The organism is Mucilaginibacter sp. SG538B, assembly GCF_013376065.1.
Taxonomy (GTDB): Bacteria; Bacteroidota; Bacteroidia; order Sphingobacteriales; family Sphingobacteriaceae; genus Mucilaginibacter; species Mucilaginibacter rubeus.
Genome location: NZ_JABMJI010000001.1, coordinates 257,294 through 276,669, shown reverse-complemented (window position 1 = coordinate 276,669; position 19,376 = coordinate 257,294). Strand labels below are relative to the sequence as shown.

Genomic DNA, 19,376 nt, shown 5'->3' with positions numbered 1-19,376 from the left:
CAGGGCAAAGGTATAAAACTTCTTTATTGATTTAAGGGTGCTTCTACTAATTTGTCTTTACCGTAAATAAAATCCTTCCTTAAATAGTCGGCAGGTACAATATCACCGTCAAGATAAATAGCTTCCTTAGGGCAGGCCTCTTCACATAAACCGCAAAAAATGCAGCGCAGCATGTTGATTTCATAAACAGCAGCGTATTTCTCTTCGCGGTACAGGTGCTCCTCGCCTTTCTGACGTTCGGCTGCTGTCATGGTAATAGCTTCTGCCGGGCACGATAATGCGCAAAGGCCGCAGGCTGTGCAACGTTCCCTGCCATCCTCATCACGTTTAAGCGAATGCATGCCGCGGAAATTCTCTGAAAACTCACGCTTTTCTTCAGGATAGCTGATGGTTACCGGCTTTTTGAAAAAGTGTTTCATTGTAGTGGATAAACCGCCCACAATGGCCGGCAGATAAGCACGCTCTAAAAAATTGAGTGGCTTAACTTCCAGTACTTTTCGTTTATTGCTTAATGATTCCATTTTTTAAAAACTCCAATCTATTTAAGTAATGTACTAATCACGCCTGTCAGCACGATATTGGTGATGGCCAAAGGAATTAATATTTTCCAGCCAAGGTCCATCAACTGGTCATAACGGAAACGCGGGATAGTCCAGCGTACCCACATGAAGAAGAAGATAGAGAAGAAGATCTTACCAAATAATACAACAACGCCAATAAGCGGTGCAATGGTTGGGCCTGCATGAGCCGCAACCCAATCCATACCAGGGTAATTGTAACCGCCCCAATACAGGGTAGCCATTACTGCTGATGAAATGAACATGTTGATATATTCGGCAAACAGGTAAAAACCTAACTTCATTGATGAGTATTCGGTGTGATAGCCACCTACAAGCTCAGTTTCGCACTCAGGTAAGTCAAACGGTGAGCGGTTGGTTTCGGCAAAAGCACACACCAGGAACAACAGGAAGCCAAGTGGCTGCCTCCAAACATTCCAGGCAAAACCATGTTGTTGCTCCGCGATTTCCTTAAGGCTTAAAGTACCGGTAAGCATCAGCAATGCGATGATCGATAAACCCATCGAAATTTCGTAGCTGATATTTTGTGACGCTGCGCGGATAGCACCTAATAATGAATATTTATTGTTTGATGCCCAGCCACCAATCATGATGCCATAAACACCCAACGATACTACACCAAATATGTACAATACACCAACGTTGATATCAGTAACCTGTAAGTCGAAAGTACGACCACCTATAGTGATTGCTGATCCCCATGGAATAACAGCCGAACCTATACAAGCGGTTAAAATTGCCAGCGATGGGCCAACAATGAACAGGAAGCCGGTTGCATTGGTAGGGATGATCTCTTCTTTCAAAAACATTTTACCACCATCAGCAAGAGGTTGTAAAATACCCCATGGACCGGCACGGTTAGGGCCTATCCTATCCTGGAAAAATGCAGCAACTTTACGTTCGGCATAGGTTGAATACATAGCCACAACCAGGCTGATAGCGAAAATCACAACGATCAGTACGATCCTGAATATTAAATCGGTAGTTTCCATTATAAGCGGGTCTCCCTTTCAAATTGTTCTTTATTAGCTTCCATCAGTACCGGGTTGGTTTTAACAACCGGCAGCGGTGTAAACTCGTAATGGTTAGCGCTGATCACAGAGTGGTGAGATACTTTACGTGGGCCTTCAATAACCCAATCGGCAGTTTTCTTTTTATCGAATCGGCAGGTATTGCAGATAAACTCTTCAACCTCACCATAAACGTCCTTACGACCGGTTACCCTGATCACATCTTCGCCTTTGTACCAAAGCGTTACTTTACCGCAGCATTTATCGCAATCGCGGTGTGCTTCAACAGGCTTGGTAAACCAAACACGGTTTTTAAAGCGGAAAGTTTTATCAGTTAAAGCACCTACCGGACATACGTCAATCATGTTACCCGAAAAATCGTTATCAACAGCCTTGCTGATGTAAGTGGAAATTTCAGAATGATCGCCCCTGTTCAGGATGCCATGTAAACGGGTATTGGTGATCTGATCGGCAGTAAACACACAACGGTAGCAAAGGATGCAACGGGTCATGTGCAGCTGAATTTTGTCACCTATGTCTATCTTTTCAAATGTACGGCGGTCAAATTCATAGCGCGTTTTAGCTGCTCCATGCTCAAAGCCCAGATCCTGCAAGTGGCATTCGCCGGCCTGGTCGCAAACAGGGCAATCAAGCGGGTGATTGATCAGCAGCATTTCTACCACGCCTTTACGGGCTTCAATAACCTCCGGCGAAGTAATATTTTGTACCTCCATCCCATCCATAACACCGGTACGGCATGAAGCCACCAGTTTAGGCATAGGGCGCGGATCTTTTTCTGATCCTTTGGTAACCTTAACCAAACAGGTACGGCATTTACCGCCGCTACCCTGCAGCTTAGAGTAATAGCACATTGCAGGCGGAACAATATCACCTCCTATTTGCCTTGCGGCGTTCAGGATGCTTGTTCCGGGTTCTACATCAACGGTTATTCCGTCTATTGTTACTTTCATTGACATTTAATAATAACGTCGTTTATAAATTCTCAATCCTGATTTCGAAAATGAAATATGGATAAATATGCAAATCAAAAGTCTCTCCTTTAGGGGAGATTTAGAGGGGTTACGCAGTCTCTACAACCTTCAGCGGATCAGCATAATGCGCTAAACCATAGTTTGTTGAAGTTGCTTCGCTCGCATTAGTTACGTGCCATTCAAACTCATCCCTGAAATGGCGAATAGCACTGGCCACAGGCCATGCTGCCGCGTCACCCAGCGGACAAATGGTATTTCCTTCTATTTTTTTAGATACATCTACCAGCAGGTCCATGTCGCTCATTTTGCCATGACCATACTCGAGGCGATGTAATACTTTTTCCATCCAGCCGGTACCTTCACGGCAAGGCGAACATTGTCCGCAGCTTTCGTGATGATAAAAACGGGCAAAGTTCCAGGTATTACGTACAATACAGGCATCCTCATCATAAGCGATGAAACCACCCGAACCCAACATAGTACCACTTACGAAGCCACCATCTGACAATGACTCATAGCTCATCAAACGGGCTTCGTTATTGATAGTTTTCAGGATCAGGTTAGCCGGTAAAATCGGCACTGATGAACCACCTGCAACAACTGCTTTCAAGCGTTTGCCGTTGGCGATACCACCGCAATACTCATCAGAATAAATAAATTCTTCAACAGGTACACCGAGTTCAATTTCATAAACCCCTGGTTTTTTCAGGTTACCACCTGCAGAGATCAATTTGGTACCTGTACTACGACCGATACCTATTTTAGCATATTCGTCGCCTCCTTCGTTAATGATAGGTACAACTGCCGCTATAGATTCAACGTTGTTTACCACTGTAGGGCAACCGTATAGACCTGCAATAGCCGGGAACGGAGGTTTGATGCGCGGGTTACCACGTTTACCTTCCAATGATTCCAATAAAGCGGTTTCTTCACCGCAGATATAAGCGCCACCGCCTGGCTGAACGTAAAGCTCAAGATCGTAACCGGTACCTAAGATGTTTTTTCCTAAGAAACCTTTTGCTTTTGCTTCAGCGATAGCTCTTTCCAGGATCCTTACCTGCGGCATCATTTCGCCGCGCAGGTAGATGTATGATGTATTAGCACCAAGCGCAAAACTTGATACAATCATGCCCTCAATCAGCAAGTGAGGGATATAAGTCATCAGGTAGCGGTCTTTAAAAGTACCAGGTTCCGATTCGTCACCATTACAAACCAGGTAACGCGCAACGCCTTCGGGCTTAGCCAAAAAGCTCCATTTCATACCGGTAGGGAAACCCGCACCGCCACGACCGCGTAAGCCCGATTTTTTAACCTCTTCAACAATCGCCTCAGGCGACATGGTTTTCAATGCTTTCTCCACAGAAGCATAGCCACCTTTTGAACGGTAAACATCAAATGTGTTGATGCCGGGTACGTTTATATGTTCTAAAAGTAATTTCCGTCCCATAACTTAATTCTTAGCTTTCGCTTTTAAATCACTGATCAATTTATCTACCGACTCGTTGGTCAGGTTTTCATAAAAAGTATATTCAGGGCCAATTTGCAATACGGGGCCAAAACCACAGGCGGCAAGGCACTCTACCCCTCTCCAGCTGAATAAGCCGTCGGGAGTAACTTCACCTTCTTTTACACCAAGGGTTTCCTCTATATGATCCATGATCTTTTCGGCACCTACCAGGCAGCAACCGCTTGTGCGGCAAACTTCCAGCACGTACTTGCCTTGTGGGCGTAAAAAGTACATGGTATAAAATGTAGCAACCTCGTATACCTCAATAGGCAGGATGCTTAAATATTCGGCAACCTTATCCATCGCGGGCGCGCTAACCCAGCCAAATTCGGCCTGTACCAGGTGAAGGATCGGCAGTAAGCCCGATTTTTGCTTCCCCTGCGGATAACGGCTAACTATTTCATCAAATTTGCTGATCAGTGCCGGCGAAAATTCAACCGGTTCCTGAGCTTCGTCAACTCTAAGCATCTAACTCTCCGGCTATAACGTTTAAACTACTCATGTTAATAATAGCATCTGATAATAACATACCACGGCTCATTGGCGCATACATCTGGTAATTAATGAAGCTTGGCCTGCGGAAATGCAAACGGTACGGTGAACGGCCACCATCATTAACCAGGTAAAATCCCAGCTCGCCGTTAGCTCCCTCAACCGAATGATAAACTTCGGTTTTGGGGGTGGGAATTTCGCCCATCACAATTTTAAAGTGATAGATCAAAGCTTCCATGTTATTATATACTTCCTCTTTTGGAGGCAGGTAAAATTCAGGTACGTCAGCGTGGAAAATATCGCTTGGTTCTTTATCAAGTTTGGCTAAAGCCTGTTCAATGATCCTTAAGCTTTGCCACATTTCTTCGTTGCGAACCAAAAAACGGCTGTAAACATCACCATTGTCGCCTACCGGAACTTCAAATTCAAAGTCTTCGTATGATGAATACGGGTTCATAGCTCTTACGTCGTAATCAACACCGGCAGCACGTAAAAGCGGCCCGGTCCAGCTGTAGCTCAAAGCAGTTTCGGCGCTAACAGCAGCTACGTCCCTGGTACGGTCAACAAAGATCCTGTTACGGTTAAACAGGCTCTCAAACTCTTTAAGGGTTTTAGGGAAGTTCTTTAAAAATGCGCGCAGCTTATCGAATGCACGGCTGTTGAAGTTACGCTCAAAACCACCTATACGGCCAATGTTGGTTGTAAGGCGCGAACCGCAAACTTCTTCATATATTTCATAAATAGCCTCACGGTGCTCCATCATGTACAGGAAGCCTGTAAACGCGCCGGTATCCACACCCAATACACCGTTACAAATGATATGATCGGCTATACGGGCAAGCTCCATCACAATTACGCGCAGGTAATCAACGCGCTTTGGAGTTTGGATATTTAACAACTTTTCAACTGTCATATGCCAGCCCATGTTATTGATGGGTGATGAGCAATAGTTTAAACGGTCGGTAAGCGGGGTTATCTGGTAAAAAGGCCTGTGCTCGGCAATTTTTTCAAATGCGCGGTGTATATAACCAATGGTTGATACACCGCTAACGATGCGTTCGCCATCAAGCTGGAGCACATTTTGAAACACCCCGTGGGTAGCAGGGTGAGTTGGCCCCAGGTTAAGGGTTGATAGCTCGCTTTGCGGATCGTTATCTGTATATACAGGATGATTTTGCATCAGTATTATTAATTAGAGTCAGGAATTTTTAGAGTCAAGAATCAAGAAATAAAGAGTCAAGACGGGAAACTTCCTCCCCCTTTCTTACTTTCCTATTTCTTGTTTCTTATGTCTCAATTTCTTGTTTCCATCTATGTATTATCTTCCAAAATAGAAATCCTTCTTGTCAACACGGTTAGGATCTTCCAGCGGAAACTCCTTACGCATTGGGAAAGCGGTCATATCATCTACGTTCAAAATCCTGCGCAAATCCGGGTGACCGTCAAATAGCACCCCGAAAAGGTCATAAGTTTCGCGTTCCATCCAGTTTGCACCATCCCAAAGCACCGTAGCAGTTGGGATATGCACATCAGCATCAGCCAAAAATACCTTGATCCTGATACGGGTATTGGTAGTGAGGCTATGCAGGTGATAAATAACGCCTATCGGCTTTTCCTGTTCAGGGTAATGAATACCTGTAATATCTGTCAGGAAAATGAATTTAAGGGCCGGATCCGTTTTCAGGAAAGTAAGCAGATCGATGATTGTTTCACGGCCAGTTTCAACGGTAAGCAGTTCATACGGCTCACCAACAACCGTTACTGAAGTATCAAATTTATCGGCTATAGCTTTAATAAGCTCTTCGTTAGGTATCTTAGCCATTATTGAATTCCGTATTTAGCTAATAACTCCTGGTATTTAGGCTCGCTCCTGCGGCGCAGGGATTCCGTTTTTACCAGCTCCTGAATATTCATAAAACCATCTATAATAGCCTCTGGCCTCGGCGGGCAACCAGGTACGTAAACGTCAACCGGGATAACCTCGTCAATACCTTGCAAAACGGAGTAAGTATCAAATATACCACCGCTTGAAGCGCAGGCGCCAACAGCCATTACCCAACGTGGCTCGGCCATTTGCAGGTATACCTGGCGCAGTACAGGAGCCATTTTCTTGGCTATAGTACCCATAACCATTAATAAATCGGCCTGGCGGGGTGAAAAGCTTAAACGCTCGGCACCAAAACGCGAAAGATCATAATGAGATGCCATGGTGGCCATAAACTCAATACCGCAACATGAAGTGGCAAACGGCAAAGGCCATAATGAATTTGAGCGTGCTATGCCTATTACTTTATCAAGCGAGGTAGCAAAAAACCCGGCGCCTTCAACTCCGGCAGGGGCATCAACTAATTGAATATCACTCATTGAACTAAATTGATAGAAAAACCATCACCACTAAATGTGGATAATAGCAGCAAATTTACAATAATAACGATGTAAAAAGTACACTACGGGTATAGAGGGGGTATATTTAGAATCAATCTAAACTTAATCCCAGTCTAAAGCTCCCTTTTTTATTACGTAGATAAAACCCAGCAGAAGTGTCGCCATGAAAATAAACATTTCAATAAGACCTGTAGTACCTAAAGCCTTGAAATTTACCGCCCAGGGGTACATAAAAATAACCTCCACATCAAACAGCACAAACAAAATGGCTACCAGGAAATATTTAATGGAGATTGGAGTACGGGCATTACCCACCACCTCAATACCCGACTCAAAAGGGGTCAGCTTATCTTTTGTTTTTCTTTTGGGCCCTATTTTATGCGTTACAAACATTGTTGTTACCACAAACCCTAAAGCAACCACCATTTGAAATATGATGGGTAAATAATTAACCGGTAAACTTTGTGCTTCCATGCTGCAAATATACTAATGCCTTAATAATAAAAAAGTGTGATTTATAAGGTTGTTAATCATTTCTGCAATTCGTTATTAATATTGATTACAAATCGCCGTCATTAATCAATTTCTCAAACCGGAATAAAAAAAGGGCCTCTTTTTAGGAGACCCTTCATATCTGTTAATTTATAATGTTATTTGCCTTTTCCAGCGCCACCTTTGTGTTGAAAGTAAGCTGCGGCACTTTTGTTAGCAGGATCCAGCTCGCGCGCTTTAGCAAAGTTTTCGGATGCTTTAGCGTCGTCTTTCTCTTTATACTGGTAAATAGTACCCAGATAAGCATAGGCTTCCGCTAAACTTTTCTTGGTTTTTTCGTCAGGGGCGCCCTTTGCGTTAACTACTTCGATATACTTTTCGTAGTATGGCTTCGCGTATCCTGAAATGTTATTACGGTCTTTTTCTTTTAGGTCGTTAACACGTGCACGATATAAAAATGCATCCGGAAACGGACTGGTAGCTGTTTTGGCAATTACATAGCTAAATGCACTGTCGGCACGTGTAAGCAGTGAATCGTTAGGAGCTTTTGTATCGTACCCATAATAATAGCTGATACCTTCGTAAAAATAGTCGGTTAATTTAACGCTGTGACCACCTTTAAGAGTAACTTCCCTGTAAGCATCACCAGCTTGAGCATATTTCTTTTGGCGGAAATATGATTTAGCTATCTCAGCATACACATCAGTTTGGGTGCTATCAAGTGTTAAAGCTTTCTTAAGAGTAAGTATACCTACCGAATCCTGGTTAAGGGCAACCTGCAAACGGCCCTGGTATAAATAATCGCGAGGGATGATACGTTTTGGATCAGCTTTCTGAAACCAGGTATTGATTGCAGTTAAACCGTTTTGATAATCTTTGTTTTCGTAAGCAGCGTAAGCCAAATAACGATAAACCCTTGCATTGGTGCTCGCTGATTTTGACAAATCAGTAGCCACCTGCTGTAAAGTTTTATAATCACCTGCAAGGATCAGGAAGTCGGCATAACGCATTTGAGATTCTACCGACTGATCTGTTAAGCTCAGGTATTGTTTGTAGTGATCAACAGCTTCCTTAATTTTAGCAGAAGCCATTTTAGGATCAGTTAATGACCAGCGCAGGTCGGTTTCAGCCCACTCGCGGTAAGCAGGGCCATAGTTGGCGTTGATAGCCAATGCGTCTTTAAATTGCTGCTCAGAGCCATCAAAGTTATTAGCAAATTTATACAATACACCGGTTGCAACCTTAGCAGCCGGGTTTTTAGGATCAAGCGTAGAAGCGTCAGAATAGTTTGAGTACGCTTCGTTACTTTTTAACACAGAGCGGTAAGCATCACCTAAAGCGATAAGCAAATCAACATCTTTCGCATTAATAGCTTTTCCTTTAGTCAGTACTGCAATAGCAGCATCTGCATCAGCGGGCGCAACTTTTTTATCGGTGGTAGTAGGCAGCAAATATGATAAACCTACATACGTGTAAGGTTTTGCGTCCTTACCTGCCAAAGCTACAGCCTGATTAAAGTTGGTTGTTGCTCCGGAATTATCCTTATCCAAACGGGCAACAGCACCTAAACCGGCATAATTTAATGCTGATTTTGGATTTGCAGCAATACCTTTATTGAAAACGACTTTCGCCGAATCAGCATAGTCCTGTTTAATGTACACCCAACCCAGATAAAAGAAATTCTCATCTTTGGTTGGCTGAGTAGTAGTAAGCGTTTTGAGCATCGACTCTGCTTTCTGATATTGTTCGGCGTCAATAGCTTTTTTGGCGTCGGCAAGACTTTGCGCAAAAACTGATGATGAACCTAAAAATACCAGTCCTAATGAAGCCTTAGCTATTTTACTGATCATTTTCATCTTTATTTAGTTATAGTTTACTTTTTTAAAATTATCTCTCTCGGGGGAATTGAATCAGGCAGTAAACCCGATTTCAGTATTATCCGTTGCCCCACATCACTGGCCAGGAACGTAACAAATCCCGCTGCCAAACCATTCTTACTCGAGCAATTGATCAAATATAAACTCCTGCTCAAGGGATACTGTTTTAAGACAAGTGATTCTTGCGAAGGTTTAAAATATTCATTAGGATACTGTTTGTTTCCTTCATCTCTAACCCCTACAACTTTCACTTTTTCAACATAATCCGCATACTCTTTTTCCGGGTTATTAATCCAGCTAAAGCCTATAATGCCTAATGCGTCAGGATGTTCGCTTACATACTTAATAACCTCTATATTTGATTTAAGCGCGTATATATTTTTCTGCTTAAACTCCTTATTACCAGAGAAATCCTTCAAATACCTTACCAAACTTGAGTTCGGGTTGTCAAAAACTATAGTTTTATTTCCGTTCCCCTCGCCTTTAAGCTCCTTTTTTAATTGAGCGATAGTAATAGCGGTATCATTTGACGACTTATTAACTATTAATGTAATTGCATCAACCGCAAAAGGTACTTCCTCAACACTCAACGTACGGCGCGTTATTATATTACGCTCCGCGGTATCAAGCCTGCGCGATAACACCGCAAGCCTAACACTGTCGTTTAACAACATATTTACAGCCTGGTTTTCTGTTTTATAAATAAATACAGGGTCGGCGTTGGGGTACCGGCTTCTGTAAACATATTCTTCCTGTGCTACTATAGGCGAAAAAGATTCATCGGCTACGAAAGTTGCTCTTCCGGCGTTGAAGCTGTCGGTTGGTACGGATTTTACTTGTTTTTGCTTACAAGCCTGTAAACCGGCTATTAAAACAATTAAAACCAATACATATACAACCCCTAATTTAATCTTCATACTGATCCTTCTTAAACAATCTCGAAAACCTCAAAATCGCATATCCTATAATAAACGCACCGAAAAGTAAACGTTGATAATGTTGCAGTTGCAGCGGGAGCGCGTCCCAAAACATGATCATGAGACCTAAAACCACAAAGCAAATAAATGCAGCAGTTCCTAAAATAAGCAAAAACCGCCTTTTGGGCGATTTTTGCTCTTTATTGTAATTAAATGGCATTACTTATTCTTCAGATGCTAAAGTAAAGCTGATTGGAACACTGTATTGTACACGAACCGGACGACCGTTTTGTATACCCGGTTTCCATTTTGGTGAATTTTTCAATACACGAACTGCTTCTTCGTCGCAGCCACTACCGATGCCTCTTACAACCTTTATATCGGTTAAAGAACCATCCTTTTCCACAACGAATGTACAAATTACACGTCCTTGTGTATTGTTTTCGCGGGCTACGGCCGGATACCTGATATTTTTGCTCAAATACTGACCAAATTTCTCCAAACCGCCGGCAAATTCAGGAACTTGCTCAACAGAAGTAAAGATCTGGTTAGGATCGGCTTCCACAACCTGCTTAACGTCTGAGTTACCTACCGGCTCATCAATTCTAATGTCGGCGTTAGGATCACCTTTTTGGTCTTTTTGACCAGGATCAGCAACAGCAAGCTCTTTTACTGTTGGTGGATCTTTCTCCTTAACCTCGTTATCTGGTTTTACAACCGGAGGAGGGAAACGTACCTGGTCTACCTTTGGTTTTGGCGGTTCAGGTGGCGGCGGAGGTGGTTTTTTGGTTTGGTCAACCGGTGGCGGAGGCAACAGAACCACGTCTGTTATCTTCACTTTTTCGTCTTTCGCTGGGATAAGACCTTTGATCTTGTTGATGATAGTTGGCAAAGAAACTATAAATACAAAAACCACAATAGCAATGATCAACGACCTGCTGGTGTTTTTTGAATTCTCTTTCCTTAGCTCGTAAGCGCCATAGGCTTTATTACGATTACTAAAAACAACGTCGATCCATTCCTGCTTTAGTATGTCTAATTTTGATCCTAACATCTGTTAAGGCTTTAATGGAAGTTTATAACGTTATTTAATATTATTTATTATCGTTGTACAAGCCGTCTTTTTTAAGCAACTCAATCTCCGGTGCTGAAATATCAACGATACCATAGCTTTGGATATTGGCGATATTGATCTCATCAAGCGTGCTAACCATATTTTTATATTTTGATTTATCGCTTGGTTTAATCACAACAAACATGTATTTGCCTGTTTTTTGCTGTACTTCTTTGCTTTTTTCAATTAACGTTTTACGTAACCCGTTAGGGCCAAAATTGTCAATTGTGGGCGCTGATTTTCCCGGCTCGCCGATGTACCACTCCAATTTATCGTCGCTTCCCAATAAAATGGTCATCGAACGAGAAGCGGCAATATCCATCTGATCTTTTGTTTTTTCATCCTTATCAGGCATGGCCAAGTCCATCGCTTTTGGTTTAGCGAGTGTAGTGGTCATGATGAAGAAGGTGATCAACAAGAAAGCCAGGTCAACCATCGCGGTTAAATCTACACGGGTTGATTGCTTCTTACTGCGAACCTTACCGCCTTTATGTTTGCCTCCCCCGGAGGTATCTAATTCTGCCATGGTCTTTTATTTTTTTGGAGCACCACCGGCGCTGCCCAAATCCGTAATTAAACTAAACTTGTTAACTTTTTGCTTTTGCAAAATACCGATAACATCCTTTATAACCGGATATTCCTCTTTGCTATCACCTTTAATAGCTAAACGAAGTTCCTTGTTATGTAAGGCTTTGGTAGCTATACGGGCCTGGCGAATCCAGTTGGTAAGCTCTGCCGAAACAGAGTCTCTCGGGATACCCGGCTGTGCATATTTCTTTTGCTGATCAGCAGATAAAGCGATAAACTGTTTCAACTGGTTCATTGGTACGCCAAATGAATTGATAGAAGAAAACCTTGTTTGTTCTTCAGGGGTAAAGGTCATATGATATATTGAACCCATCTGGTTCAAAGTTTCCTTACGGATATCAACACCTTCAACACCAAAGAAAGCTTTTTGATCACCTACAGATACTGTAGCAAAATCAGACTCAGGCACTGGCTGCTGGATTGAAGACTTTGGTATATCAATAGGTACCGGATCCTCGGTTTTTACTTTTGCGGTCATGATGAAGAAAGTAAGCAGCAGAAACGCCACGTCGCACATAGCGGTCATGTCAATTGCGGTGCTCTTTCTTGGAACTTTTATCCTTGCCATGTTAAATTTCTTAAAAATATATAGTGTTTCAGTATTAACTATCTTGCCCCTAACTTATTGTGCATGAGGCATAGCACTAATATATTCTTATTTGTTTTTGTGAGATGAAGCAAATGTTTGTACAATGCTAAATCCGGTTTCGTCAATAGCGTAAGTCAACTTATCAATTTTTGATGTAAATACGTTGTACATAACAATTGAAATAGCTGAAGTACTGATACCGAATGCAGTGTTGATCAAGGCTTCAGAAATGTGAGCCGATAATTCAACCTGGTTAGGTACACCGGCAGTTGCTAATGAAGAGAACGCTTTGATCATACCCACAACCGTACCTAACAGACCGGTTAATGTACCGATAGATACCAAAGTAGCGATGATAGTTAAGTTTTGCTCAAGCATTGGCATTTCCAAAGCTGTAGCTTCTTCAATATCTTTTTGGATAGCTAAAGTTTTTTGGTCAACGTCAAGGTTTGGTTCAGCTTCCATTTCGCCGTATTTTTTCAGTGCTGATTTGATAACGTTAGCAACAGAACCTTTTTGTTTGTCGCACTCTGCAGAAGCACCTGCAATGTTACCGGCATTTAAAAGAGATTGGATTTTCCTTACGAAGCTATCAACACTACCAGTACCTGAAGCTTTGCTGATAACGATGAAACGCTCGATAGAGAAAACGATAACCATTAATAAGAAACCCATGATCACCGGTACGATAACACCACCACTGTGAACTGTGCCGAAAATGTCTGTTGGGTAAGCGTTAACATCACCACCTTTAAAGTGGCTTGGATCGCCTAAAATGAATATAAAGATACAGGTTGTAACAATAAGACAGATTGGAATGGTTAAAGAAGCAAACATGCCAGATGCACTTGAGCTTTCTTTCTTAACAGGAGTAGTTGGTTTTGTTGGTGCGTTTGCCATTACTTTTGAATTTTTAGTTTTTGTTTTTGTTTATTTTATAAGTTAGTTAAAATGCGCTGTTTGTTGGGAATAACAAAAATAGAATTTTATTGAATTAAAAAAACCATTTATGTTATTCTTTACAATTTTTTAATACAGAATATCATTCTGTGTATTGTTGGTGAATATAAACGCAACATTACAATTTTATTGTGTGTTACCAACACAATTATATGCAATGAAAACCATTTTTTTTAAAAATAGCAAGTGATAACACATAAAATTTGTGTTACCAAGCTAAAATAGCCCGTTTTTTTTAAGTTTATAAAAGGTATCTGTACCTTTTAACTATGATGCAAGCTTTGTAACAGATAGTTGTACATTTTGTTTAAAAGCGCATCTTTTAAATAAGTCTGTTAAACTACCGGTTTATAATTGTTTATTTTTTCAGATCACCCGCCGGCTTTTTTAGCTTTATACCCGTCGGTTTGTAATAATACCAGTATTTTATCACGGAAATCGCCCTGGATCAGTATTTCGCCATCTTTAACCGAACCTCCAACCCCGCATTTCGATTTTAGCTTTTTTCCCAAAGCTTCCAGGTCAGCATCGGCACTAATAAACCCGGCAATGCGGGTAACCAGTTTGCTGCCTCCTTTACGGTCAAGATATATTTTGAGATTTTGCTGCTGTGGCGGCAATGTTTCGGCCCCTCCCCCGCCGTTTTCCTGGTATTGAAAATCAGGGTCGGTTGAGTAAACTACGCCTGTAAAATTTTTCTTAGCCATATTGATCAATTTTTAAATGACGGGCCAACTATAACCCTTAATGATTTTGGCAATATAGTAATATCTATGCCCGTACCCGCCACTTGCGGTTCACCATCCAGGTGAATAGGGCCGGTATGCTCCCTTTTTATCAGGATTTGCTTACCGCGGATAATTTCTACGTATTTTGAGCTTTCGGTTGCTTTAATCAGCATGCGCATGCTCATCTCCGGAAACCTCCACAACGGAAAAGGCTTTATCACGCAAACATCCAGCAAACCATCCTGCAGGCTTGCTTTGGGCGATATATGCACATTATTGCCATATTGAGAAGAATTGGCTATACTGAGCATAAATGCCTTATAATCATATTTCTTTCCGTCAATATCCAGGTGATAGTTTTGCGGCTGGTAGCCAACCACCTCTTTTATCGACGATTTTATATAGCTGATAAAACCGCGCTTTTTACCATGCGAAAAGATCTCGCTGATGTGGGCGTCAAACCCCATGCCTGCCATATTAAAAAACGGTTGCCCGTTAATCCTGGCCGAATCAATAATTTCGGTACGGCCCGAGGCAAGGTTTTTAATAGCATCCCGTGTATCCATAGGGATCCCTAAAAACCTCGAAAGCCCGTTGCCCGAGCCAAATGGCACTATGCCAAGCGACGTATCTGTATCCACAATGGCCGATGCTACTTCATTAACTGTACCATCACCCCCAACTGCAACCACTATATCAAATTTGCCAATGGCTTCGGATGCGATAACCCTTGCATGTGCCACGCCGTCACTAAAAGCGATAACCGGCTCCATTACACCGGCATCAATAGTATCTTTAATCAGTTCAGGCACCCCGTCCTTCTTCTTCCCCCCCGAAATTGGGTTTATTATAAATAACGCTTTCCGTTTCAACTATATATATTATTTCAATCTTCAAAAGTAAATGTATTTTCGGCTTTGTGAAATTTGTTTTATTTTTACCGCCCGAATGTGGACTGATTTAATGCTCCTTTTTACACCGGAGCCGGATTGCAACCACGTAAAAAAGTGCTAAAACCATGCTTCTTTTTACCGCCCGATCCGTCTTAAAACCCTCCCAGTCGATTTTTACTTTACTTATTTAAATTTTATGTCATATTTATTTACTTCAGAGTCTGTATCAGAAGGTCACCCGGATAAAGTGGCCGATCAGATCTCGGACGCGCTGATTGATCATTTTTTAGCATTTGATGCCGAATCGAAAGTTGCCTGCGAAACGCTGGTAACCACAGGCCAGGTTTTTTTAGCCGGCGAAGTAAAATCAAAAGCCTATCTCGACGTACAGAAGATTGCCCGCGAGGTGATCAACAGGATCGGGTACACCAAAGGCGAATATATGTTTGACGGCAGTTCATGCGGTGTGCTATCGGCTATCCACGAACAATCGCCCGATATTAACCAGGGGGTCGACCGCACCGCCAAAGAAGAGCAGGGCGCCGGCGACCAGGGCATGATGTTTGGCTATGCCACTGTTGAAACCGACAACTATATGCCGCTTGCCCTTGATATAGCCCACGCTTTATTAATTGAGCTTGCAGCCATCCGCCGCGAAAACAATGAGATCAAATACCTCCGCCCGGATGCAAAATCGCAGGTTACGCTTGAGTACAGCGACGACAACAAACCGCAGCGTATTGATGCCATCGTTATATCAACTCAACACGATGATTTTGACGATGAACCGGCCATGCTTGCCAAAATCAGCGCCGATATCATCAGTATCCTGATCCCGCGTGTTAAAGCTAAATATCCTAAATACGCCCATTTCTTTAACGACGATATTAAGTACCACATTAACCCAACCGGTAAATTTGTTATCGGCGGGCCGCATGGCGATACCGGCTTAACCGGCCGCAAAATTATTGTGGATACCTACGGTGGTAAAGGTGCACATGGTGGCGGCGCTTTCTCTGGTAAAGACCCTTCAAAGGTCGACCGCTCGGCTGCTTACGCTACCCGCCACATCGCTAAAAACCTGGTTGCCGCCGGTTTGTGCGATGAAGTGCTTGTACAGGTATCATACGCTATCGGCGTTGCGCAACCAATGGGTATCTACGTAAACACTTACGGCACCGCCAAGGTCGACCTGCACGACGGCGACATTGCCAAAAAAGTAGAAGGCATTTTCAATATGACCCCATACGCCATTGAAACCCGCTTTAAACTGCGTAACCCTATTTACAGCGAAACCGCGGTTTACGGCCATTTCGGCAGGCCTAACGAAATAGTTACCAAAACTTTTGTTGGCCACGACGGCAGCAAGCTGGAGCGCCAGGTTGAACTGTTCACCTGGGAAAAGCTTGATCATGTTGACCAGGTTAAAGCAGCCTTCGGGTTGTAATTAATTACACCTATATAATATATGCAATAGCGACGGTCTTACCTGTCGCTATTGTTGTTTTGGGGCCATCCTGTTTATAAGACAGGAAAGTACTTTAGTAATAACAAAAATCATTGGCCCGCTCAGTTACCGCCGGGGCTGTTACTTTACCTTAGATGCAAAGTAGCCAAACATCAAGTCAGCAGGGAGGCTTTTTTTCGCACGGGCCTTTACCCTGCAAACCAGCCAGAACCACGGGCTGCAATTATTTTGCCCTGCTTCGCTCCCTCCAGCCATTGCTTCTGCAAAAACTTGCTATGCCCTTCCGTACCCGCAACCCCCCGCATTGTTCTGCCCGGTTTCGCCCAAAGCTTTCCTGCTGACAAAAACAACACCATTCGAACCAAACTCCCGCTTTCCTAATTAAATTATAAATACATACATTTATCACCCAAAATCCCCGAGCCCAATTTAAATGCCTGCTAACACCCGAAACGCCATAACCGCCATCATAAACTTTGCCGCATCAGTCATGATAACCGCATGGTTCATTGAACAAAAGTTTGGCTATGTGGTTACGCCCGAGGCCATATTGTTATCCAACGTTGTTGCATGCAGTAAATGGGTAGTCATGGTTATAGCGGCTATCATCCTGCTCGAAACCAATAAATGGGTCTTCATCAGGCGAATGAGCTTTGCCAGCCTGGCGGGCAGCTGCGCCATGTTTTCTGTTTATGCGTTCAGATATTTACCTGTAAGCAGCTGGCAGCAATTCACCTGCGCCATGGCTTTAGCCTTGCTGGTAATGACCATATTCTTTTTTAAGGCCGTTGTAAATACCCGGCTATCGCTTAAATGGTTTGCGGCATGGTTGGTTTGCCTTGTTATAAGTATGGTACTGCAAGTTAAAGTCGTGTTTAACCTGCACCCCGGAATTGTAACAAATGAGGTGTCCCATTTTTTTGATTCCCGAAAAAAAAATGAAATTTCCTGATAGGTTCTTTTTTTAAAAATCACAAGTGTTCCATTTTTTGAGAGCCGAAACGCGAAACAGCTTTTAATAAAACACCTTAATAATCAACTATTTAGCATTTTTGGTGAAACTTAGTTAAATATTTGATTATCAACAATTAAAGCTTTTTACCAGTAAATTTAACCGCTCATTAAAGCAGCGGTTAAACGCGTTTTTCGCCTTGTATTTTTCATGTATTTTTTGCCGTTTTTTGGGGATTTTTATTTGAACCCTCCATTTTACCGAAAGGTACTGACAACACAGCGTCACCAATATTGCAAAAACCTACAGCTAAATTTGCCCCTCACACAACCCTCTCCAAAGGAGAGGGGCTTATGAAAATTTCCCGGGACATTAAGTCAACATTTCTAAGTCCGAAGCCATAAGTCGGGGTTATGCCGTAAGTGTTCGGAAGGTTTTTAATTCCCTCCGCTGGGAGCATAGCCGTTAACTTATGGTTAATTCAGCTTGAACGCATCAAACTCCCCTCTCGAGAGGGGGCGCGTTGGAAAAAGCGGGAGCAGGGGTGTGTTATACAAGCGATAAGTCGCGCGTAGAGTAACACACCCCTCCCCCCCTCTCAAGAGGGGAATCGCGCAATCCTTCGCTTTTTTTATTTCTTTTGAACACTTATGCCGCTTTACCCGGGACTTACGACTTTGCCCTAAACACTGAGCATTAATTTATCAACGACATAACACCATGATTCAAAAAAATGGACGACCACTGGTTGTAGAAATGATCCGCGCTGATGTGCGCGAGGCGGCGCGAAGAGACGCTAAAAGAGGGATCCGCCCGAGGGTTTATGACCCTGACGCTATCATTCCCGATGCTTTTATTATTCACCAGGCCAGTACATGGATGGCCATGGAACGCGAACGCCAAACGCCCCGGATGCTGTTTGGCGAGTTTTGGCTTGAAGGTGAACTGTGTATCTTGTTTGCCGATACCAATATGGGCAAAAGTTTACTGGCCGTACAACTGGGCGACAGCATTACCCGCGGCAAAGCCATCACGCCTTTTAAAATGGATGCCGAACCCTGCCCGGTCCTCTACATTGATTTTGAACTCACCGGCAAACAATTTGAACAGCGCTATACCGACGGCAGCGCCACCCACACCTTTCACGAAAATTTTTATCGCGGCGAGTTTGACCAGATGACCGGCCTGCCGCAAGATTTTAAAACTTTTGATGAGTTTATTACCCACGCGCTTAGTCGCGCTATTAAGCGTACCGATGCCAGGGTGCTCATTATTGATAATATTACCTGCCTGCGCAATGGTACCGAACGCAGCAGCCAGGCGCTCTCGCTCATGAAACAGCTCAAACTGCTTAAAACCCGGCATGGCCTCAGCATCCTGGTGCTGGCCCACACCCCTAAACGCAACCCTTCACTGCCCATAACCCGCAACGACCTGCAGGGCAGCAAAATGCTCATCAACTTTGCCGACAGCGCTTTCGCCATGGCCGAAAGTCAGACCCTGCCCGGCTACCGCTACCTCAAGCAGGTAAAACAACGCAGCACCGCCGAAATGTACGGCAGCCATAACGTATGCCTCGGCCGGCTGGAAAGGCAAAATGGCTTTTTACAGTTCGTATTTTCCCATACCGATAACGAGGTTAAACACCTGCGCCGCTACAGCCAGGTAGAACGGCAACGCCGGGCCGCAGATGTACTTTCGCTCCATAAACAGGGTTTGAGCCAAAGACAGATTGCCGGTCGGTTGGAGATGAGTTTATCGGCGGTGAACAGGGTGTTGGGGGTGGCGGGGGGATAGGAAGGAATTTCTCTTCTGTGTATGCTCCCGCAAGCGC

At 43.3% G+C, this 19,376-nt stretch carries 21 protein-coding genes; 3 read left to right on the top strand and 18 right to left on the bottom strand.

The features are described 5' to 3' along the window. Window positions 1–23: 23 nt before the first annotated feature. The 18 genes from FHW88_RS01065 to FHW88_RS00980 all read right to left on the bottom strand — a co-directional run bounded on the left by FHW88_RS01065 (window position 24) and on the right by FHW88_RS00980 (window position 15,101). Window positions 24–521 (bottom strand): NuoI/complex I 23 kDa subunit family protein, encoded by a 498-nt coding sequence (locus FHW88_RS01065; protein ID WP_090533905.1) that lies wholly within the window; start codon window positions 519–521, stop codon window positions 24–26. 17 nt (window positions 522–538) lie between these two features. Next, window positions 539–1,570 (bottom strand): NADH-quinone oxidoreductase subunit NuoH, encoded by a 1,032-nt coding sequence (nuoH, locus tag FHW88_RS01060; protein WP_176622463.1) that lies wholly within the window; start codon window positions 1,568–1,570, stop codon window positions 539–541. Further along, window positions 1,570–2,559: a 2Fe-2S iron-sulfur cluster-binding protein gene (locus tag FHW88_RS01055; RefSeq protein WP_371328329.1), complete on the bottom strand. Its 990-nt coding sequence runs from the start codon at window positions 2,557–2,559 to the stop codon at window positions 1,570–1,572. Before FHW88_RS01055 ends, nuoH begins: the two co-directional genes overlap by 1 nt. Window positions 2,560–2,668: 109 nt before the next feature. Further along, entirely contained in the window at window positions 2,669–4,027 is a 1,359-nt protein-coding gene (gene nuoF, locus FHW88_RS01050) for an NADH-quinone oxidoreductase subunit NuoF (protein ID WP_090533910.1), read from the bottom strand. A gap of 3 nt (window positions 4,028–4,030) precedes the next feature. Continuing rightward, window positions 4,031–4,555, bottom strand: a complete 525-nt coding sequence (gene nuoE / locus FHW88_RS01045) for a complex I 24 kDa subunit family protein (protein ID WP_090533912.1) — start codon at window positions 4,553–4,555, stop codon at window positions 4,031–4,033. After that, on the bottom strand, window positions 4,548–5,759 hold the full coding sequence (locus FHW88_RS01040; protein WP_175490103.1) for an NADH-quinone oxidoreductase subunit D: 1,212 nt from the start codon (window positions 5,757–5,759) through the stop codon (window positions 4,548–4,550). The genes nuoE and FHW88_RS01040 overlap by 8 nt, the downstream gene beginning before the upstream one ends. 138 nt (window positions 5,760–5,897) lie before the next feature. Continuing rightward, the gene (locus FHW88_RS01035) at window positions 5,898–6,401 is read right to left on the bottom strand and encodes an NADH-quinone oxidoreductase subunit C (RefSeq protein WP_090533916.1); all 504 of its coding nucleotides are present in this window, start codon (window positions 6,399–6,401) and stop codon (window positions 5,898–5,900) included. Next, a complete protein-coding gene (locus FHW88_RS01030) occupies window positions 6,401–6,943 on the bottom strand; it encodes an NADH-quinone oxidoreductase subunit B (RefSeq protein WP_090533918.1) in 543 nt (180 codons plus the stop codon). The genes FHW88_RS01035 and FHW88_RS01030 overlap by 1 nt, the downstream gene beginning before the upstream one ends. Before the next feature lie 123 nt (window positions 6,944–7,066). Then, window positions 7,067–7,438, bottom strand: coding sequence for an NADH-quinone oxidoreductase subunit A (locus FHW88_RS01025; RefSeq protein WP_090533920.1), 372 nt, complete (start codon window positions 7,436–7,438; stop codon window positions 7,067–7,069). A gap of 176 nt (window positions 7,439–7,614) precedes the next feature. Then, window positions 7,615–9,306, bottom strand: a complete 1,692-nt coding sequence (locus FHW88_RS01020; RefSeq protein ID WP_255485189.1) for a tetratricopeptide repeat protein — start codon at window positions 9,304–9,306, stop codon at window positions 7,615–7,617. A 23-nt stretch (window positions 9,307–9,329) separates the two neighbouring features. After that, the gene (locus tag FHW88_RS01015; protein WP_176622461.1) at window positions 9,330–10,250 is read right to left on the bottom strand and encodes a PstS family phosphate ABC transporter substrate-binding protein; all 921 of its coding nucleotides are present in this window, start codon (window positions 10,248–10,250) and stop codon (window positions 9,330–9,332) included. Next, a complete protein-coding gene (locus tag FHW88_RS01010) occupies window positions 10,240–10,470 on the bottom strand; it encodes a hypothetical protein (protein WP_090533924.1) in 231 nt (76 codons plus the stop codon). Before FHW88_RS01010 ends, FHW88_RS01015 begins: the two co-directional genes overlap by 11 nt. Window positions 10,471–10,473: 3 nt before the next feature. After that, window positions 10,474–11,304 carry an energy transducer TonB gene (locus tag FHW88_RS01005; protein ID WP_090533925.1) on the bottom strand — a complete coding sequence of 277 codons (831 nt, stop codon included), beginning with the start codon at window positions 11,302–11,304 and terminating at the stop codon, window positions 10,474–10,476. A gap of 40 nt (window positions 11,305–11,344) precedes the next feature. Continuing rightward, window positions 11,345–11,890, bottom strand: coding sequence for an ExbD/TolR family protein (locus FHW88_RS01000; RefSeq protein WP_090533926.1), 546 nt, complete (start codon window positions 11,888–11,890; stop codon window positions 11,345–11,347). 6 nt (window positions 11,891–11,896) lie between these two features. Further along, window positions 11,897–12,520: an ExbD/TolR family protein gene (locus FHW88_RS00995; RefSeq protein ID WP_090533928.1), complete on the bottom strand. Its 624-nt coding sequence runs from the start codon at window positions 12,518–12,520 to the stop codon at window positions 11,897–11,899. Between the two features lie 87 nt (window positions 12,521–12,607). Continuing rightward, window positions 12,608–13,441, bottom strand: a complete 834-nt coding sequence (locus FHW88_RS00990) for a MotA/TolQ/ExbB proton channel family protein (RefSeq protein ID WP_090533930.1) — start codon at window positions 13,439–13,441, stop codon at window positions 12,608–12,610. A 431-nt stretch (window positions 13,442–13,872) separates the two neighbouring features. Further along, on the bottom strand, window positions 13,873–14,208 hold the full coding sequence (locus tag FHW88_RS00985) for a translation initiation factor (protein ID WP_090533932.1): 336 nt from the start codon (window positions 14,206–14,208) through the stop codon (window positions 13,873–13,875). 5 nt (window positions 14,209–14,213) lie between these two features. Further along, the gene (locus tag FHW88_RS00980) at window positions 14,214–15,101 is read right to left on the bottom strand and encodes a diacylglycerol/lipid kinase family protein (RefSeq protein WP_176622459.1); all 888 of its coding nucleotides are present in this window, start codon (window positions 15,099–15,101) and stop codon (window positions 14,214–14,216) included. A gap of 217 nt (window positions 15,102–15,318) precedes the next feature. On the opposite strand from FHW88_RS00980, the gene metK reads away from it, so the two are divergent. The 3 genes from metK to FHW88_RS00965 all read left to right on the top strand — a co-directional run bounded on the left by metK (window position 15,319) and on the right by FHW88_RS00965 (window position 19,339). Then, window positions 15,319–16,569: a methionine adenosyltransferase gene (gene metK / locus FHW88_RS00975; protein WP_176622457.1), complete on the top strand. Its 1,251-nt coding sequence runs from the start codon at window positions 15,319–15,321 to the stop codon at window positions 16,567–16,569. Between the two features lie 454 nt (window positions 16,570–17,023). Continuing rightward, window positions 17,024–17,542: a hypothetical protein gene (locus tag FHW88_RS00970; protein ID WP_176622455.1), complete on the top strand. Its 519-nt coding sequence runs from the start codon at window positions 17,024–17,026 to the stop codon at window positions 17,540–17,542. A gap of 720 nt (window positions 17,543–18,262) precedes the next feature. Next, window positions 18,263–19,339, top strand: a complete 1,077-nt coding sequence (locus tag FHW88_RS00965) for an AAA family ATPase (RefSeq protein ID WP_176622453.1) — start codon at window positions 18,263–18,265, stop codon at window positions 19,337–19,339. Window positions 19,340–19,376: the final 37 nt, after the last annotated feature.

Excerpts from the sequence above, each read along its gene's own strand:
- FHW88_RS01040 (WP_175490103.1), bottom strand. The coding sequence starts at position 5,759 with ATGCAAAATCATCCTGTATATACAGATAACGATCCGCAAAGCGAGCTA.
- nuoF (WP_090533910.1), bottom strand. The coding sequence starts at position 4,027 with ATGGGACGGAAATTACTTTTAGAACATATAAACGTACCCGGCATCAAC.
- FHW88_RS01005 (WP_090533925.1), bottom strand. The coding sequence starts at position 11,304 with ATGTTAGGATCAAAATTAGACATACTAAAGCAGGAATGGATCGACGTT.
- FHW88_RS00985 (WP_090533932.1), bottom strand. The coding sequence starts at position 14,208 with ATGGCTAAGAAAAATTTTACAGGCGTAGTTTACTCAACCGACCCTGAT.
- FHW88_RS01055 (WP_371328329.1), bottom strand. The coding sequence starts at position 2,559 with ATGAAAGTAACAATAGACGGAATAACCGTTGATGTAGAACCCGGAACA.
- nuoE (WP_090533912.1), bottom strand. The coding sequence starts at position 4,555 with ATGCTTAGAGTTGACGAAGCTCAGGAACCGGTTGAATTTTCGCCGGCA.
- FHW88_RS01025 (WP_090533920.1), bottom strand. The coding sequence starts at position 7,438 with ATGGAAGCACAAAGTTTACCGGTTAATTATTTACCCATCATATTTCAA.
- FHW88_RS01000 (WP_090533926.1), bottom strand. The coding sequence starts at position 11,890 with ATGGCAGAATTAGATACCTCCGGGGGAGGCAAACATAAAGGCGGTAAG.
- FHW88_RS01035 (WP_090533916.1), bottom strand. The coding sequence starts at position 6,401 with ATGGCTAAGATACCTAACGAAGAGCTTATTAAAGCTATAGCCGATAAA.
- FHW88_RS00995 (WP_090533928.1), bottom strand. The coding sequence starts at position 12,520 with ATGGCAAGGATAAAAGTTCCAAGAAAGAGCACCGCAATTGACATGACC.
- FHW88_RS01015 (WP_176622461.1), bottom strand. The coding sequence starts at position 10,250 with ATGAAGATTAAATTAGGGGTTGTATATGTATTGGTTTTAATTGTTTTA.
- FHW88_RS00990 (WP_090533930.1), bottom strand. The coding sequence starts at position 13,441 with ATGGCAAACGCACCAACAAAACCAACTACTCCTGTTAAGAAAGAAAGC.
- FHW88_RS00965 (WP_176622453.1), top strand. The coding sequence starts at position 18,263 with ATGATTCAAAAAAATGGACGACCACTGGTTGTAGAAATGATCCGCGCT.
- FHW88_RS01020 (WP_255485189.1), bottom strand. The coding sequence starts at position 9,306 with ATGATCAGTAAAATAGCTAAGGCTTCATTAGGACTGGTATTTTTAGGT.
- FHW88_RS01065 (WP_090533905.1), bottom strand. The coding sequence starts at position 521 with ATGGAATCATTAAGCAATAAACGAAAAGTACTGGAAGTTAAGCCACTC.
- metK (WP_176622457.1), top strand. The coding sequence starts at position 15,319 with ATGTCATATTTATTTACTTCAGAGTCTGTATCAGAAGGTCACCCGGAT.
- FHW88_RS01030 (WP_090533918.1), bottom strand. The coding sequence starts at position 6,943 with ATGAGTGATATTCAATTAGTTGATGCCCCTGCCGGAGTTGAAGGCGCC.
- nuoH (WP_176622463.1), bottom strand. The coding sequence starts at position 1,570 with ATGGAAACTACCGATTTAATATTCAGGATCGTACTGATCGTTGTGATT.
- FHW88_RS00970 (WP_176622455.1), top strand. The coding sequence starts at position 17,024 with ATGCCTGCTAACACCCGAAACGCCATAACCGCCATCATAAACTTTGCC.
- FHW88_RS01010 (WP_090533924.1), bottom strand. The coding sequence starts at position 10,470 with ATGCCATTTAATTACAATAAAGAGCAAAAATCGCCCAAAAGGCGGTTT.